The sequence below is a fragment of the Rhodococcus sp. C26F genome, assembly GCF_053345925.1.
The window spans coordinates 47260-63930 of the sequence record NZ_JBKFBA010000017.1; the positions used below are offsets into that span (position 1 = coordinate 47260).

14 protein-coding genes and 2 riboswitches are annotated in these 16671 nt (G+C 69.1%); of the genes, 8 read left to right on the top strand and 6 right to left on the bottom strand.

Annotated features, from left to right (window positions below):
• The first annotated feature begins 39 nt into the window (after nt 1-39).
• Together ACLBYD_RS17660 and ACLBYD_RS17665 are read left to right on the top strand one after the other, a co-directional pair.
• Nucleotides 40-609 (top strand): DUF6230 family protein, encoded by a 570-nt coding sequence (locus ACLBYD_RS17660; protein WP_447817448.1) that lies wholly within the window; start codon nt 40-42, stop codon nt 607-609.
• Nucleotides 603-992, top strand: a complete 390-nt coding sequence (locus tag ACLBYD_RS17665; RefSeq protein WP_447817449.1) for a DUF6114 domain-containing protein — start codon at nt 603-605, stop codon at nt 990-992. The genes ACLBYD_RS17660 and ACLBYD_RS17665 overlap by 7 nt, the downstream gene beginning before the upstream one ends.
• Here ACLBYD_RS17665 and cobF read toward each other — a convergent pair.
• Both cobF and cobN read right to left on the bottom strand, forming a co-directional pair.
• Nucleotides 971-1717 (bottom strand): precorrin-6A synthase (deacetylating), encoded by a 747-nt coding sequence (gene cobF, locus ACLBYD_RS17670; protein ID WP_447817450.1) that lies wholly within the window; start codon nt 1715-1717, stop codon nt 971-973. The two genes, ACLBYD_RS17665 and cobF, sit on opposite strands and share 22 nt — an antisense overlap.
• Nucleotides 1714-5325 (bottom strand): cobaltochelatase subunit CobN, encoded by a 3612-nt coding sequence (gene cobN, locus ACLBYD_RS17675; RefSeq protein WP_447817451.1) that lies wholly within the window; start codon nt 5323-5325, stop codon nt 1714-1716. The genes cobF and cobN overlap by 4 nt, the downstream gene beginning before the upstream one ends.
• A gap of 53 nt (nt 5326-5378) precedes the next feature.
• Nucleotides 5379-5571: riboswitch (cobalamin riboswitch) on the bottom strand.
• 118 nt (nt 5572-5689) lie between these two features.
• Here cobN and ACLBYD_RS17680 point away from each other — a divergent pair.
• Genes ACLBYD_RS17680 through ACLBYD_RS17690 form a run of 3 tightly spaced genes read left to right on the top strand, consistent with a single transcriptional unit; the run spans nt 5690 to nt 8894 of the window.
• On the top strand, nt 5690-6679 hold the full coding sequence (locus ACLBYD_RS17680; protein WP_447817452.1) for a cobalamin biosynthesis protein CobG: 990 nt from the start codon (nt 5690-5692) through the stop codon (nt 6677-6679).
• Entirely contained in the window at nt 6676-7326 is a 651-nt protein-coding gene (locus ACLBYD_RS17685; RefSeq protein WP_060650517.1) for a precorrin-8X methylmutase, read from the top strand. Before ACLBYD_RS17680 ends, ACLBYD_RS17685 begins: the two co-directional genes overlap by 4 nt.
• On the top strand, nt 7323-8894 hold the full coding sequence (locus tag ACLBYD_RS17690) for a precorrin-2 C(20)-methyltransferase (protein WP_447817454.1): 1572 nt from the start codon (nt 7323-7325) through the stop codon (nt 8892-8894). Before ACLBYD_RS17685 ends, ACLBYD_RS17690 begins: the two co-directional genes overlap by 4 nt.
• Here ACLBYD_RS17690 and ACLBYD_RS17695 read toward each other — a convergent pair.
• The 4 genes from ACLBYD_RS17695 to cbiE all read right to left on the bottom strand — a co-directional run bounded on the left by ACLBYD_RS17695 (nt 8849) and on the right by cbiE (nt 12964).
• Complete coding sequence (locus ACLBYD_RS17695) at nt 8849-9397, bottom strand: TetR/AcrR family transcriptional regulator (protein WP_447817455.1); 549 nt, start codon at nt 9395-9397, stop codon at nt 8849-8851. The two genes, ACLBYD_RS17690 and ACLBYD_RS17695, sit on opposite strands and share 46 nt — an antisense overlap.
• The gene (locus ACLBYD_RS17700) at nt 9398-10828 is read right to left on the bottom strand and encodes an MFS transporter (RefSeq protein WP_447817456.1); all 1431 of its coding nucleotides are present in this window, start codon (nt 10826-10828) and stop codon (nt 9398-9400) included. It lies immediately after the preceding gene.
• A gap of 157 nt (nt 10829-10985) precedes the next feature.
• Nucleotides 10986-11747 (bottom strand): cobalt-precorrin-4/precorrin-4 C(11)-methyltransferase, encoded by a 762-nt coding sequence (locus tag ACLBYD_RS17705; protein WP_447817458.1) that lies wholly within the window; start codon nt 11745-11747, stop codon nt 10986-10988.
• Nucleotides 11744-12964 carry a precorrin-6y C5,15-methyltransferase (decarboxylating) subunit CbiE gene (gene cbiE / locus ACLBYD_RS17710; protein WP_447817459.1) on the bottom strand — a complete coding sequence of 407 codons (1221 nt, stop codon included), beginning with the start codon at nt 12962-12964 and terminating at the stop codon, nt 11744-11746. The genes ACLBYD_RS17705 and cbiE overlap by 4 nt, the downstream gene beginning before the upstream one ends.
• A gap of 41 nt (nt 12965-13005) precedes the next feature.
• A riboswitch (cobalamin riboswitch) is annotated at nt 13006-13201 on the top strand.
• Nucleotides 13202-13236: 35 nt separating this feature from the next.
• Here cbiE and ACLBYD_RS17715 point away from each other — a divergent pair.
• The 3 genes from ACLBYD_RS17715 to ACLBYD_RS17725 all read left to right on the top strand — a co-directional run.
• A complete protein-coding gene (locus ACLBYD_RS17715) occupies nt 13237-15123 on the top strand; it encodes a VWA domain-containing protein (protein WP_447817460.1) in 1887 nt (628 codons plus the stop codon).
• Complete coding sequence (cobO, locus tag ACLBYD_RS17720; RefSeq protein ID WP_447817462.1) at nt 15123-15737, top strand: cob(I)yrinic acid a,c-diamide adenosyltransferase; 615 nt, start codon at nt 15123-15125, stop codon at nt 15735-15737. Before ACLBYD_RS17715 ends, cobO begins: the two co-directional genes overlap by 1 nt.
• On the top strand, nt 15734-16671 hold a 938-nt coding region (locus ACLBYD_RS17725; RefSeq protein WP_447817463.1), incomplete at its 3' end, for a cobyrinate a,c-diamide synthase. The genes cobO and ACLBYD_RS17725, both read left to right, overlap by 4 nt.

The following is a 16671-nucleotide window of genomic DNA, read 5'->3' on the forward strand; positions in this document are numbered from 1 at the left end:
CCGTTCGGCCGAGTCGACGACCACAAGGGGAGGAAGTGCATGGGACGCATCCGGAAACGCCGGTTCGCAGCGCTCACATTGCTCGGGCTCGTTCCCGCAACCCTGCTGGGTGCGGGTATCGCACGCGGCGACCTGCCGATGAACCTGGCGATTTCAGGCCAGGACATCTCCGGGACCATCGGACTGGTCGAAGCCGAAGGGATCCAGGTGTTTCCCCGTCGCGTCGACAGTGCGGCAGGCGACCTTCCCACCGCCGCGCTCCAGGTCGAGTCGTCGGTGCTGTCCGACGTCTGCCTCGCCACCATCGCTCACGGCGTGCCGGTCCTGGGCGATGTGACGATGACGATCCGAGTTCCGGGCCCCAACACCACCGCGAGGAGCGTGGTGCTCGACGCCGTCTCCGTCGGTGGGTCGATAGACGCCGCCGACGTCCGCCTCGGTGTCGACGTCTCCCAGCTCGAGGGGGTGGAGACCTCCCTGACACCGGGCATGGCGATGGGTGGCTCGGTGATGACCGAAGCGCGGGTCCGCGCGGTATCCATGACCGCGACCTCCATGAGCGTGCAGGGCCTGCAGATGGACGTCCGGACCGGAGCCCACGAGTGCTGACGACCGCGACCGGCACCCGGCGGGAACGGTTCCGCGAATGGCGACGCGAGCGTCCCTTCATCGGCGCGATACTGCTGTGCGTCTCGGCGGTGTTCCTGTTGCTGCCCGCCTACACCACCTTCCGCGTCGGGGACGTCCTGGTGTCGATCAGCACCATCTCGGGCGTCTCCACCCTCTTCCTGGGAGTGTTCATGGCGCTGTGCGGAGTGGGCGTGCTGGTGCGACCGGGTCTGCGTGTTCCTGCGGGCGTCGTCGCGATGCTGGTCGCGCTCGTGGCGCTACCCGCGGCCAATTTCGGGGGGTTCCTGCTGGGCACCCTGTTCGGGGTGGTGGGCAGCAGTGCGGTCCTGGCCTGGACTGCTCAACCCCGTCGCAGCAAGTAGGTGTCCATCACCCAGCCGCGCGCGTGCTTGGCCCGGGCACGGGCCTCACGGACCTCCGGAAGCACTTCGGCAAGCTTGCCCGCGACGAGTTCTTCGTCGTCGGTTCCCAGATTCGCACCCCACCAGATGCTCCACGTCCCGTCGAGGTCGGTGCAGGCGAGGCCGCCGTCGAGCATCACCACGATGTTCGACGCACCCGCTGCGACGTCCTGAAGCAACCGACGACCGGTCGTCACGGTGATCGGACCGCCGATGGTGTTGAGCACGAGACGATGTCGGGCCGCGAGCAGTTGCACGCTGCTGACCCCGGGGACGATGTCGTAGTCGAACCGCACCCTCCCGCGTTCGAGGACGCGGTCGACGACACGGATCGTGCTGTCGTACAGGCTCGGATCGCCCCAGACCAGGAAGCCGACGGTCTCGTCGTCTCCGATCCGGTCGAGCAGAACGGTCTCGTAGGCCTCGGCGCGGGCGGCGTGCCAGTCGCGTACCTCGTCGCCGTAGTGCGCCGGGTTACGGTCCCGGGGCGGGTCGGGCACCACGATCACCCGATGCGCACCGGAGGTGTGGCGGCGCAGGACCTCCTCGCGGACCGCCACGAGATCGTCCACGCCCCGCTTCTTGTCGGGCACGAGGAAGACGTCGACGCTCTCGAGGGCGTGCACCGCCGCGACCGTGAGATCGTCCGGTCCGCCGGGGCCGATCCCGATGAGCCGAACTCTCACCCCCGGTCCTCGAGATCGCCCTCGACGTCGAGATAGGCCTGCTGCAGCCTGTTCATCGTCTCCGGATCGGGCTCGGACCACAACCCGCGATCGGCCGCCTCGGTGAGTCGTTCGACGATGCCGCGCAACGCCCACGGATTCGCTTCGCGGAGGAACTGCTGGTTCGCGGGGTCGAGCGCGTAGTTCTGGGCAAGCGACTCGTACATCCAGTCCTCGACGACACCTGCGGTGGCGTCGTAGCCGAACAGGTAGTCGACGGTGGCGGCGAGTTCGAAGGCGCCCTTGTAGCCGTGCCGCCGCATCGCACCGATCCACCGCGGGTTGACGACCCGGGCGCGGAACACCCGTGCGGTCTCCTCCGCCAGTGATCGGGTGCGCACCGCATCGGGGGTGGTGGAGTCGCCGATGTACGCCTTCGGGTCGGTGCCCGTCAGCGCTCGCACCGTTGCGACCATGCCGCCGTGGTACTGGAAGTAGTCGTCCGAATCGGCGATGTCGTGTTCGCGGGTGTCGGTGTTCTTCGCCGCCACCGCGATCCGCCGGTAGTTCGCACGCATGTCGTCGGCGGCCGGAACACCGTGCAACCCACGCCCGTAGGCGAAGCCACCCCACGCGGTGTAGACCTCGGCGAGATCGGCGTCGGTGCGCCAGTTCCCGGAGTCGATGAGCTGCAGGATGCCGGCACCGTACGAGCCGGGCTTCGATCCGAAGATGCGCCGCACCGCACGGTCGGCGTCGCCGTGTTCGACTTCGTCCCGCCGAGCATGGGCTCGCACGAAGTTCTGCTCGTCGGGTTCGTCGAGGGCGGCGACCATGCGGATCGCGTCGTCGAGCATCCCGATGACGTGCGGGAACGCATCGCGGAAGAAACCCGAGATGCGGACCGTGACGTCGATGCGGGGCCGGCCGAGTTCCTCGAGCGGGATCACGGTCAGTTCGCGAACCCGACGCGACTCGGCGTCCCATTCCGGACGCACACCGATGAGCGCGAGCACCTCGGCGATGTCGTCGCCGGCGGTGCGCATCGCCGAGGTCCCCCACACCGACAGACCGACCGACTGCGGATACTCCCCCGTGTCGGCGAGATATCGCTCGATCAGGTTGTCCGCCAACGCGACACCGGTGTCGTATGCGAGGCGGCTCGGGACGGCCTTCGGGTCGACGGTGTAGAAGTTGCGCCCGGTCGGCAGCACGTTGACCAGTCCACGCAAGGGTGAACCGGACGGTCCGGCCGGGACGTACCCGCCGTCGAGCGCGTGGAGCACGGCGTCGAGCTCGGCAGTCGTGCCCGCGAGCCGGGGAACCACTTCGTCGGCAGCGAAGGTGAGCACCCGCACGACCCCGGAATCGGGATGGCCGAGAACGGATTCGACAACGCGCTCGGCCGACCCGGTGTTCCAGTCGTCGTCCTCCATGGCCTGCACGAGCGCCCGTGCGATGTTCTCGATTCCGTCGACCTCGGTCAGCGGAGCGTCGGGCTTCAGTCCCAGCGCGGTGCGCAGTCCAGGGACGGCGTTACTCTTGCCACCCCATACCTGGGCGGCACGCAGGATCGACAGCACCAGATTCACCCGTGCCTCCCCGACCGGTGCGGCACCGAGAACGTGCAGGCCGTCGCGGATCTGCGCATCCTTGACCTCGCACAACCATCCATCGACGTGCAGCAGGAAGTCGTCGAATTCGGCGTCGTGCGGGCGGTCGTCGAGCCCGAGATCGTGATCGAGTTTCGCCGCCTGGATCAACGTCCAGATCTGCGCGCGGATCGCGGGCAGTTTCGCCGGGTCCATCGCGGCGATATTCGAGTACTCGTCGAGCAGTTGCTCCAAACGAGCGATGTCGCCGTACGATTCGGCGCGCGCCATCGGCGGGATCAGGTGATCGACGATGATCGCATGGGCACGGCGCTTGGCCTGCGCACCTTCACCCGGATCGTTGACGAGGAACGGATAGATCAGCGGCAGATTGCCGATGGCCGCGTCGGTCGCGCACGCCGCGGACAGGCCCGCGTTCTTCCCGGGCAGCCATTCCATCGAACCGTGTTTGCCCAGGTGAACCACGGCATCGGCACCGAAGCCGTGCTCGATCCACTTGTACGCGGCGAGGTAATGGTGCGACGGCGCCATGTCGGGATCGTGGTAGATCGCCACCGGATTCTCACCGAAGCCGCGGGGCGGCTGGATCATCAGCACCACGTTGCCGGCCTGCAGGGTCGCCAGCACGATCGCCTTGTCGTCGCCGCTGCCGTCGACGAACAACGACCCGGGCGCCGGGCCCCACGCCTCGATCATCGCGTCGGTGAGCTCGGCAGGCAGATCCTTCGTCCATGCCAGATAGTCGGATGTGCTCACCCGCACCGGGTTTCCGGCGAGCTGATCGGCGGTGAGCCACTCCTCGTCCTGACCACCCGCATCGATCAGGGCGTGGATGAGGGTGTTACCGGCGGCGGTGTCGTCCTCGACGTCCATGCCGGGGAAGCCGTCGCCGAGGTCGTATCCGGCCTCGCGCAGGGCGCGCAGCATGCGGATCGCCGACACCGGTGTGTCGAGACCGACGGCATTGCCGACGCGGGAATGCTTGGTGGGGTACGCGGACAGCATGATCGCGATCCGGCGCTGCGCCGCCGGCACGTGCCGAAGCCGCGCGTGCGCGACCGCGATACCGGCCACGCGGCGGCATCGTTCCGGGTCGGTGACGTAACGGGGCAGACCGTCGGCGCCGAGTTCCTTGAACGAGAACGGCACCGTGATGATGCGCCCGTCGAATTCGGGCACTGCGATCTGGGTGGCCGAATCCAACGGTGAGACACCGTCGTCGGACTCCGCCCAGGCATCGCGGCTCCAGGTCAGGCACAGCGCCTGCAGGATCGGGATGTCGAGCGCAGCGAGCGCCCCGACGTCCCACGCCTCGTCCTCGCCTCCCGCGCTCACGGTGGCGGGCTTGGTTCCGCCGGCCGCCAGCACCGTCACAACGAGCGCATCGAGAGTGCCGATTTCGGCGAGCAGATCCTCGGGCGCTCCGCGCAACGACGCGCAGTGGATCACGACGCCGCGGGCCCTGCCGGTCGCGTCGATCGCGTCCGCGAGATCGTGCGCGAACTGCACGTTTCCGCTGGTGTGGTGGGCCCGGTAGAACAGCACACCGACGCGCGGCAGCCGGTCGTCGGCCGGCCCCTCGGGCCGGTCGAGCACACCCCATTCGGGCAGTTCGACGGGCGGATCGAAGCCTTCACCGCCGAGCAGCACGGTGTCGGTGAGGAAGGCATGGAGCTGCGCGAGGTTGGCGGGACCGCCGTACGCGAGATAGCGGTGTGCCTCGGCGGCGATGCCGATCGGCACCGTCGAATGCCCCATGAGCTCGGCGTCCGGGGTCTGTTCACCACCGAGAACGACGACCGGGACGCCGGCCGCGAGCACGGTGTCGAGCCCGTCGCGCCAACTGCGTGCGGACCCCAGGATCCGCACGACGACCAGGTCCGATCCGCTGAGCAGACCAGGTAGTTCGGTGGACACGTCGAGGCGGGACGGGTTACCCAGCGCCCACTCGACATCGCTCGACAGAGCCGACAGCAGGTCGGTGTCGGACGTCGACAACAAAGTCAGGCGCGTCACGACGCAACCCGAAAACACAGGCGTACAGCCATGTTCAGTCTCCAAAACCCTCGTGGACCTCACGTGCCGTGGCCGGTCTCCTGGCTGACGGGTCACCGCTGCTGCGCCGACCTTCCCGGATGAGATCCAGTGGCCTCCACACCGGCGGACCGGTACGGACGAGGGCGAGCAACTATCCGCTCACAGTGGCGAGGGCCGCGCCGGTTTCCCACCGGCTTCCCGAGCACCACGGCAAGGTGAGAGTAGCGCACCCGGCCGGAAAGGTGTGCAACCATGTGCGTCTGTGGATGCTCTGCCACCCCCTTTCCCTCCCGATCGGTGCCCCGGAATCCTTCGCCCACATGTCGCGGCGGACGGCGCACTGGTGCGGCTGCGCGTGCCCGGAGGGCAGGTGCCCGACGGGGCGCTCCGAGCACTGTCGGACGCGTCGATCGCCTACGCCGACGGCGACGTCCATCTGACGTCGCGAGGGAACCTGCAGCTCAGAGGTATCGACCTCGACGAGTTCGGTGCCGTCCCCGCGGGACTGGCCGACGCCGTCACGGCGGCCGGGCTGCTGCCGTCGGCGAGCCACGAACGGGTGCGGAACATCGTCGCGTCGCCGCTGTCGGGTCTCGCGGGAGGACTCGCCGACGTCCGGCCTCTCGTTCGCGAACTCGACGCCGGACTGTGCGCCGATCCGGTCCTCGCCGATCTGCCCGGCCGGTTCCTGTTCGGCCTCGACGACGGCCGCGGCGACGTGGTGACGCTGCGGTGCGATCTCACCGCGGTCGCGCTCGGCGGCGGGACGGCACGGATCGTCGTGGGTGGACTCGACGGGCCGACGGTGCGGCTCACCCAGGTTCCCGAGATGCTCCTGCGCCAGGCCCGCCGGTTCGTCGAGATTCGCGAGTCGGTGTGGCACGTGCGTCAACTCCCGCGTGCGGGAGCGGAACTCGGTGGCACCGATCCCGCTCCGCGGCCACCGGCCTTCACGATGCCGTACGGCGTGCTCGGCGATGCGGTGTCGGGGCTGGTCCCCCTGGGAATCCTCACCCCCGCCATGGTTGCTGCGCTGCCCGATCGAGGTGTGGTCGTCACGCCCTGGCGCGGCCTGATACTCCCGTCCGGGTCGGATCTCGTCGCGCTTCGCGAGACCGGCTTCGAGACGGCCCCGGATTCGGCGTGGCAGCGGGTGACCGCGTGCACGGGGGCGCCCGGGTGTAGCCTCGCCGAAGGTGACACCCGAGCGCTGGCTCGCCGGATCGTCGCCGGAAACACCACCGATTCCCGAATTCACGTCGCCGGATGCGAACGCGTCTGCGGCGCACCGCACTCGCCTCACCGCGTCGTTCTTGCCAGGAGCACCCCGTGACCCTTCGACCTCCCCCGCGCCGGTACGACTACGTCACCGACGGCGCCGAGATCTACGTCCGGTCGTTCGCGACGATCCGCAGCGAGTCGGATCTGTCCGCGATTCCTGCGAGTGCGGAGAAGGTCGCGGTCCGGATGATCCATGCGAGCGGACAGACCGATCTGGCACGGGATCTCGTCATCCATCCCGATCTTGTTCCGGCCGCGCGCACTGCACTGAACTCAGGTGCTCCGATCCTCACGGATGCGAACATGGTGGCCTCCGGGGTCACCCGTACGCGCCTGCCTGCCGACAACGACGTGATGTGTCTGCTCGCCGACCCGCGTGTCCCCGAACTCGCCGAGCGGTGGGGCACGACCCGCTCCGCGGCGGCGGTGTCACTGTGGGCCGACCGCCTCGAGGGGGCTGTCGTTGCGATCGGCAATGCCCCGACCGCCCTGTTCCACCTGCTCGAGATGCTCGACGACGGCGCCCCGCGACCGGCGGCGATCGTCGGTGTTCCCGTCGGCTTCATCGGCGCCGCGGAGTCGAAGGAGGCACTGCTCGACCATCGGCTGCAGATCCCCCATCTGGTGGTCCGGGGACGTCGCGGCGGGTCGGCGATGGCGTCGTCCGCGATCAATGCACTTGCGCAGGAGAAGGAATGAGCGAGATGGTGTCCGGCAGGTTCTACGGCGTGGGTCTCGGCCCCGGCGATCCCGAACTCATCACACGCAAGGCTGCGCGGCTGATCGCCGAGGCGGACGTCCTCGCGTACTACTCCGGTACGCACGGCCGCTCCATCGCCCGATCGATCGCCGCCGATCTGATCCCTGACGGCGTGATCGAGGAACTGCTGGTGTACCCGGTGACGACGGGCACCACCGATCACCCGGGCGGCTACGACGGTGCGATCGCCGATTTCTACGACGAGTCCGCCGCCCGGTTGGCCGTCCACCTCGACGCGGGACGTACTGTCGTCGTGCTCTGCGAGGGCGACCCTCTGTTCTACGGCTCGTACATGTACCTGCACGACCGCCTCGCTCCGCGATACCCGACGGAAGTGGTGCCAGGGGTGACCTCGGTGTCCGCCGCCTCTGCTGCAGCCGCCGAACCGATGGTGCGGCGCACCGACGTCCTCACCATCCTGCCCGGCACACTGCCCGCCCCGGAGCTCGCACGGCGACTCGCCGACACCGACGGTGCGGCGATCATGAAGCTGGGCAGGACGTTTCCCGCCGTCCGGGAGGCTCTCGCCCAGTCCGGGCGCCTCGACGACGCCGTCTATGTCGAACGCGCGTCGATGGATCGGCAACGCATCCTTCCGGTCGCCGAGGTCGACGCCGACGCGGTGCCGTACTTCTCGGTGATCCTCACCGCCGGTGACCGCTCTCCGAGGAATCGGTCGGTCGCCGACCGATCGCGGCCGTCCGTCGCGGTCGAGGCGACACATCCGGACGCGAACGAACTGCTCGTCGTCGGGTTGGGCCCGGCGGACGAGAAGTGGCTGACCCCCGAGGCCGCCGACGCACTCGCACAGGTCGATCACGTCGTCGGATACGGACCGTATGTCGATCGCGTCCCGGTACGTCCCGGCCTGCACCGTCATTCCAGCGGCAACACCGTCGAGGTGGACCGCGCGCGATTCGCTCTCGACCTCGCCCTGGCGGGTGAGAAGGTCGCCGTTGTCTCCGGTGGTGATGCCGGGGTGTTCGGCATGGCGTCGGCGGTGTTCGAGGCTGCGCAGGACGAGACATACGCGTCGGTGCCGATTCGCGTCCTGCCGGGGGTCTCCGCGGTGCAGGCGGTCGCGGCGCGTGCCGGCGCCCCGATCGGCGGCGACTTCGCGGTGATGAGCCTGTCGGATCGACTCAAACCGTGGGACGTGATCGAGAAGCGGTTGGCTGCGGTATCCGAGGCCGATCTCGTCCTGGGCATCTACAACCCGGCCTCGCGGTCTCGGACGACGCAGGTCGCGGATGCGAAAACTGTACTGCTGAAGCATCGCCCGGCCGACACCGTCGTCGTGATCGGACGCGACGTGGGACGGTCCGGCGAGTCGCTCGAGGTCACGACGCTCGAGAAACTCGATCCGGCGAGCATCGACATGAAGTGCCTGCTCATCGTCGGCGCTGCGGGCACCTCCGTGACACCTACCGGTGCGGTGTGGACGAAACGGTCGGTCGACGGTCAGAGTTCGGGATCGTCGACGACCGACTGGACGAGCCGGCCGTAGGTCTCGATCAGAGTCTCGCTGGGCATCTCGTCGGGCGGCAGCAGCTCGAACGTCCTCAGGCTGCCCGCCAGTCCCAATAGGAGGGTGACGACCATCTGGGAGCGCACCAGCCCCCCGGATTCGTCCCCGATCAGTGCCGCGATCCGGGCGACGACCCGCTCGTTCGTCCGCGCGCGGGTGATGGCCGGATCCGCCGCCTCACGCATCAGGAACGGTGCCACCGCCCAGAAGTCGTAGTCGTCCGAATCCCGTCGTTCGACGACTGCGCGCACCAACCGGTAGCCGACCGGCTCGTCGTGACGGGTGGCCTCGGCGAGCCCAGGAGAATCCGGAGCCGCCGCCTGGAACAGTTCGGCCTTGCTGCCGGCCAGCTTCATCACGAGAGCCGGTGAGACACCGGCCGCTTCGGCGACGTCCCTGATGGTGGTTCCGTTGAAGCCCCGCTCGGCGAACAGCGGCCGTGCGGCGTCGAGGATGACGTCGCGGGTGGTTCGCTCGGTCACCTATGCCTTCGCCTCCACGGATGCGTCGGCGACGCTCGTCGTCGACGGTCGATGTCTCGGCAGGAACATGGCTGCCAGGCTAGCGGAGAACGTCGCGACGCCGGCGATTCCGAACATCGCCACGAAGGCACTGTGGGACGGGAAGACCGTTCCGGCCACCTCGATGGTGAGACCGGCGACCAAGGCGGCGACGACGGCACTCATGGTCGACGAGCCGATCGTCCGGTGCAGGCTGTTGAGACCGTTGGCCGCCGCGGTCTCCGTGAGTGGGACCGCACCCATGATCAGCGCCGGCATGGTGGCGAAGGCCATCGCGTTGCCGATCGCCACGAAGACGGCGCCGAGGACGATGAGTGCGACCGTGTCGTCGAAGATCATGCGGAATCCGTAGGCCACGGTCATGAGCAGTCCCCCGGCCAGCAGGGTGATGCGGCCGCCGAATCGTGCGGTCATGCGGGCCGACAGCGGGGAGACGACGAGCATCGTGAGTCCACCCGGAACCATGCACAGACCGGCGGTCGCCGCACTGAGACCGAATCCGAAGCCGGTGATCTCGGGGAGCTGCAGTTGCTGTGTGGTGGAGAGGGTGTTCGCGTACGCCGCGAAGCCGACGAAGAGCCCGGCGATGTTGGTGAGCAGTACAGGCCGATGCGACGAGACGCGCAGATCCACCATGGGGACGGGAACGCGCAGTTCGTACGGGACCCAGACGGCGAGGACCACGGCAGCCGCCCCGAGGCTCACGAGGGTCTGCGGACTCGACCAGCCCCACACCGGCCCCTTCGAGATGCCGAGCAGCAGTGCCACCAGCGCGAGCGACAGCAGCACTGCGCCGACGAGGTCGAAGCGGCCCCGGTTGCCCGATGCGCCCGCCGGAACCGTGACGAGGATGCCGACCAACAGGAGCACACCGGCAGCCGCCGAGACGTAGAAGACCGAGGCCCATCCCAGGGTGTCGTAGAGAACGCCCGCTGTGGGCAGACCCAGGGCGCCGCCGATGCCCATCGTGGCGCTGGTCAGCGCCACTGCGCCCGCGACCTTCTCTCGGGGCAGCAGGTCGCGCAGCACGGCCATGGCCACCGGGATGAGTGCCGAGGAGAAGCCCTGCAGCGCGCGGCCGACGAGGACGGCGATGTAGCTCCCGCCGAGCGCGGCGATGAGCGACCCCACGACCATCATCGCCAGCGACAGCACCATCATCCGGCGCTTGCCGAACATGTCGGCCGAGCGGGAGACGATGGGGGTCGCGACCGCTCCGGTCAGCAGCGTGATGGTGACCAGCCAGGTCGCGGCGCCGGCCGAGACGTCGAGGATCTCCGGGAAGTCCGGAAGCAGCGGAATGACCAGCGTGGTCTGCAGAGCCGCGACGAGACCCGCCAGGCTCAGCAGGGTCATGATCGTCGTACTCGACGCCGGTGTCGTTCGTCCCATGTCCCCATCTCCGTTGCCACCCTGCGGGGTGAACAACGTTCACCCCGGGATCGAGTGAACGGCGTTCACCCCCGGGTTGTCAACAGGTTCGCGCGGTGAACCGGGGTTCGCCGCTGTTGCAACCGGGGCGAACCCGGTTCGGCGCGCGGGGATGGAGCTATCCGAGACCGGCGCGCTCGCGGGAAGGGTCGTAGAGGTGTGAGCAGGCCACATCGGGCCGTTCACGCACGCCGAGAGCCTGTCCGACGACGATGACCGCGGTGTGCTTCAGCCCCGCGGCTTCGACACCGTCGGCGATGTCGGCAAGGGTGCCGCGCAGCACGACCTGGTTCGGTCGCGACGCGAACGCGACCACCGCGACGGGGCAATCGGCGCCGTATTCGGCAGTGAGTTCTTCGGCAAGGACGCGGATGCGGGTGATCGCCAGGTGCAGCACGAGACTCGCCCGGATTCCTGCGACCCGCGCCAGAGCCTCGCTGTCGGGCATCGCCGTCGATCGGGCCTGCGTGCGGGTCAGCACGACCGTCTGCACGAGTTCGGGGACCGTCAGCTCGGTACCGAGTGCCGCCGCCGCCGCGGCGTAGGCGGGCACACCGGGTGTGACGTCCCACGGCACGCCCGCGGCGTCGAGCCGTCGCGTCTGCTCGGTGAGCGCCGAGTACAGCGACGGGTCGCCGGAGCACAGCCGCACGACGTCGAGTCCGCGCCGGTGTGCGTCGACGAGATGTGCGGTGATCTCGTCGAGGTCCAGGTGTTGCGTGTCGACCAGTTCGGCGTCGTCACGGCAGTGCGAGAGGGTCTCGGCATCGAGATAGGTACCGGCGTACAGCACGGCCGGGACCTCGCGCAGCAGGTTCACCGCTCGCAGTGTGAGCAGGTCGGCCGCTCCGGGTCCGGATCCGACGAAATGGACGGTCATCGTTCGCCTTTCACTGCGCTCCATTGCACGACCGGTCGCTGCGCACGCCAGCCGGTGAATGTTCCTATGGGATCTGCGTGTTCGACGGACAGACGAGTGAGTTCACCGCCGTGCGTCTTCCACCATTGCACCAGGACGGCCTCGGTCTCCAGCGTCACCGCGTGCGCGACGAGCCGACCACTGGGAGGCAATGCGTCCCAGCACGTATCGAGCGCGCCCTCGCGACTTCCTCCCCCGCCCACGAAGATCGCATCGGGCGTCGGGAGTCCGACGAGCGCGGCAGGTGCAGCACCTCGGACGACGCGCACGGTCGACGGCACACCCAGAGCGGCAGCATTGCGCTCGATCGCGCCGGCCCGCCGCTCGTCCTTCTCGATCGCGAGAGTGCGGCACCGCGGATCGGTTCGCGCCCATTCGATTCCGACGGACCCGGCTCCCGCACCGACGTCCCACAGCAACTCCCCTGGTCGCGGCGCGAGTGCGCCCACCGCCGCGAGGCGCACGGTCCGCTTGCTGAGCTGCCCGTCGTGTTCGAACAGGGAGTCGTCGAGACCGGGCACTGTCGACAACCCGGCAGGTCCCTCGACCTCGACGCACATCAGACTCAGAGACCGGACGCCCGTATCGGTCAGATGGGCCGCCTTCGCATCGATCCGGGACTCGTCCGCAGCACCGAGATGCGACAACACCGCGACCCGTGAGTTCCCGAAACCGGCGGCCTCCAGGAGCGTCGCAACATCCGCGACACGTGCACCGTCGACGAGGACGACGAGTTTGCGCCCGCGCGTCAGAACTCTGCGCAGAGCATCGATCTCGCGACCCACGACGGTGACCGTCTCGCACTCCTCCGCGGACCAGCCCATGCGTGCACGGGCCAGTGCCACCGACGAGATCGCCGGGATCACCTCCACGGCGTCGCCTCCGAGGCGTCGGATCAGTGTGGTGCCGATCCCGGAGACCAGCGGATCACCGGATGCGAGCGCGACGACGTCCTTGCCGGCGTGCCGGTCGAGGAGGTCGTCGAGCCCGGGCAGGAGCGGCGACGGCCACTCCTCGCGCACCGCTGTGCCGGCGGGAACCAGGTCGAGGTGGCGCCGGCCGCCGAGCAGGACCTCGGCCGCGAGAATCCGCTCCCGGACGGTGGACGGCACACCGGACCATCCGTCCGCCCCGATTCCGACAACGGTGATGCCTGTCGTCTGTCGCATCGGTCCCATGGCGGTGAACCATAGCCCACGCGCCATGGCCTAGACTCGGCCGTGGCAAGGCAATCGAAGGTGCCCCTCACGGGGATAATCGGGAAGCCGGTGAGAATCCGGCACAGGCCCGCTGCGGTGACCCGGGAGTCGTCGATCACGCGCATCCGCGCAGCCACTGGACCGTCCGGTCCGGGAAGGCGATCGCACGGCGTCCGACCGGGAAGTCCGAATACCGGCCTTCGAACAGCTTGCCGCGAAGAACATCCCAGCGGGAGCCTGTGGAGGTCGAAGTGCACGTATATCCGTTCGGCGCGGTGGTCGGTTCCGACGACCTCGCGCTGGCCCTGACCCTGTGTGCGGTGTCGCCGTCGATCGGCGGAGTGCTGGTGCGTGGCGAGAAGGGCACCGCGAAATCGACGACGGTGCGTGCCCACGCCGCACTGTTGCCGCCGGTCACCGTCGTGGACGGGTGCCGGTTCTCGTGCGATCCGGACACCCCCGATCCGTCCTGCCCGGACGGCCCCCATCCGGCCGATACGGGCTCGCATGTCCGGCCGGTTCGACTGGTGGAACTGCCCGTCGGCGCGGCGGAGGATCGCGTCACCGGAGCGTTGCACCTCGGCAAGGCACTGGCCGACCGCACGGCCGAATACGAACCCGGTCTTCTGGCACTGGCCCACCGCGGCGTGCTGTACGTCGACGAGGTCAACCTCCTGCACGACCACCTGGTCGACCTGCTCCTCGACGCCGCGGCGATGGGTCGCTCGACCGTCGAACGCGACGGGGTCTCCGTCGAGCACGCCTCCCGATTCGTGCTGGTCGGAACCATGAATCCCGAGGAGGGTGAGCTCCGCCCGCAGTTGCTCGACCGCTTCGGTCTCGCGGTGGACGTGGCCGCGCCCCGCGACCCGCACATGCGCGCCGAGATCGTGCGGCGGCGGATGGCCTTCGACACCGACCCGGCCGGATTCACCGCGCGATGGGCGGATCGGGATGCCGAGTGGTCGCGCCGCGTCGTCTCCGCACGCCAACTCGTCCCGCAGGTCGTGCTGAGCGACGACGCACTGGTCTCGATCGCCGAAGTGTGTGCGGCGTTCGACGTGGACGGCATGCGCGCCGACCTGGTCACCGCCCGCACCGCCATCGCACACGCCGCCTGGCACGGCCGCCTCGAGGTGACACGCGAGGACATCGCGGCAGCAGCCCGGCTCGCGCTTCCGCACCGTCGGCGCCGCAACCCGTTCGATGCCCCCACCAGCAGCGACGACCTGCTCGACGAACTTCTCGGTGGAGACGATCCGGATCCCGATCCCGGCCCCGACGACGATCCCGGTGGTGGCGAGAGCGCACCCGACGACTCGGCGGCGGAGACGTCCTCCGGTTCGGGTGATCGGTCGTCCACCAGCCTGGCGTCGGCGACGGATCCGTTTCGCGCCAGGGTGTTCTCCGTCGATCGGGTCGGGCGCGGGGCGGCTGGTCGCCGGTCGCGGGCGGTCACCACGATCGGCCGTACCGTGGGCAGTCGCCGCGGCGACACCGGCCCGGTTCATCTGCCCGCCACGATCCGCGCGTCCGCCTTCACCGATCGGGGTCGGCAGGTGCGCCGCAAGATCATCGAAGGCCGCGAGACCAATCTCGTCCTGCTCTGCGTCGACGCATCCGGGTCGATGGCAGCACGCAACCGTATGGTGCAGGTCAAGACCGCCGTCCTGTCGCTGCTGCTCGACGCCTACCGCCGTCGCGACACCGTCGGACTCGTGACCTTCCGCGGCACCGGCGCGACCGTCGCACTCCCGCCGACGAATTCGGTGGACGTGGCTGCCGCACGGCTGCGAGAACTTCCCGCCGGTGGGCGGACCCCGCTGGCGGAGGGGTTGATCGAAGCGGCCGCCACCCTTCGGCGTCATTCCCTGCGGGATCCGCGTCGACGCGCCCTGCTCGTCGTGGTCACCGACGGTCGCGCCACTGCCGGACCGGATGCTGTGCAGCGCTCGCTCGACGCCGCGGACGTCATCGCTGCACAGGGAATCTCCTCCGTGGTGGTCGATTCCGAGACGGGCCGGTTCCGGATGGGTCTCGCGGCCCGTCTCGCCGAACGCCTCGGCGCCGAGTACGCGCCCGTCGGTGAGGTCGATGCCGACGCACTGACCGGAATCGTCCGGGAGAGGGCCGCCTGATGCCGAAGGGACAACCCACCGTCGTCCCCGCCGACGGTCTCACCACCCGCCAGCGCCGCAACCGGCCGCTGCTGATGGTCAACACCGGCGACGGAAAAGGAAAGTCCACAGCCGCATTCGGCCTCGCACTGCGTGGCTGGAACCAGGGCTGGTCGGTCGCCGTCTTCCAGTTCGTCAAGTCCGCCAAGTGGCGACTCGGCGAGCAGACCGCCTTCGAAACCCTCGCCGATCTGCACGCCGAGCGCGGCACCGGGGGGCCGATCGAGTGGCACAAGATGGGTTCCGGCTGGTCGTGGTCGCGCAAGGAAGGCACTGAGGAGGACCATGCCGCCGATGCGCTCGCCGGGTGGCGTGAGATCCAGCGACGTCTCACCGCGGAGCAGCACGGCCTGTACGTACTGGACGAGTTCACCTATCCGATCGCCTGGGGCTGGGTCGACATCGACGAGGTCGTCGATACGCTGACCTCACGGCCGGGACACCAGCACGTCATGATCACGGGGCGGCGGGCGCACCCGAAACTCGTCGAGGTCGCCGACCTGGTGACGGAGATGACGAAGGTCAAGCATCCGATGGATGCGGGACAGAAGGGCCAGCGAGGGATCGAGTGGTGAGAGTTCCACGCGTCGTCGTCGCCGCACCGGCATCCGGGCACGGGAAGACCACCGTCGCCACGGGCCTCATGGCGGCACTGCGTCGCGCCGGCCACATCGTGTCGGGGCACAAGATCGGTCCCGACTACATCGATCCCGGCTACCACTCGCTCGCCACCGGCCGACCGGGCCGCAACCTCGACCCGCACCTCGTCGGCGAGGACCTCGTCGCTCCTCTCTTCCTGCACGGCGCCGCCGGTGCGGACATCGCCGTGATCGAAGGGGTCATGGGGTTGTACGACGGGATGATCGGCACCGACGGGCACGCGTCCACCGCCCACACCGCGGCCCTGCTGTCCGCACCGGTGATCCTCGTCGTCGACGTCTCGCACGCCTCCCGGTCGATCGCGGCGATCGTGCACGGCATGGCGTCCTACGACCGCGGCACGCGGATCGCCGGTGTGATCCTGAACAAGGCCGGATCGCAGCGACATTCGGACGAGGTGATCCGCGCACTCGAACCGACCGGCATCCCGGTGCTCGGGGTGCTCGGTCGCGACGACGGCGTCACCGTCCCCTCGCGCCATCTCGGGTTGGTGCCCGCCGAAGAGCGCGACGAGGCGACCGCGCAGGTGGATCGGCTCGCCGCGCGGATCGCCGAGCGCATCGATCTCACCGAGATCGTCGGTATCGCCTCGGCGGCACCCGACCTGCCGGCAACACCGTGGTCGCCGGGTACGCCCACCGAGGACGGACCGGTGATCGCCGTCGCCGGAGGCCGCGCTTTCACCTTCCGCTACACCGAGACCGAGGAACTGCTGCGCGCACACGGATGCCGACCGGTGACCTTCGATCCCCTGCGCGACGAACGACTGCCCACCGGCACCGCGGGCATCTACCTCGGCGGCGGGTTCCCCGAGGTACATGCCGCCGACCTCGCCGCGAACCTCCCCCT

Bases quoted from the DNA above. Each gene is read 5' to 3' on its own strand.
- ACLBYD_RS17700 (WP_447817456.1), bottom strand. From the start codon at position 10,828: ATGGGACGAACGACACCGGCGTCGAGTACGACGATCATGACCCTGCTG.
- cobO (WP_447817462.1), top strand. From the start codon at position 15,123: ATGCCGAAGGGACAACCCACCGTCGTCCCCGCCGACGGTCTCACCACC.
- ACLBYD_RS17690 (WP_447817454.1), top strand. From the start codon at position 7,323: ATGAGCGAGATGGTGTCCGGCAGGTTCTACGGCGTGGGTCTCGGCCCC.
- ACLBYD_RS17705 (WP_447817458.1), bottom strand. From the start codon at position 11,747: ATGACCGTCCATTTCGTCGGATCCGGACCCGGAGCGGCCGACCTGCTC.
- ACLBYD_RS17660 (WP_447817448.1), top strand. From the start codon at position 40: ATGGGACGCATCCGGAAACGCCGGTTCGCAGCGCTCACATTGCTCGGG.
- cbiE (WP_447817459.1), bottom strand. From the start codon at position 12,964: ATGGGACCGATGCGACAGACGACAGGCATCACCGTTGTCGGAATCGGG.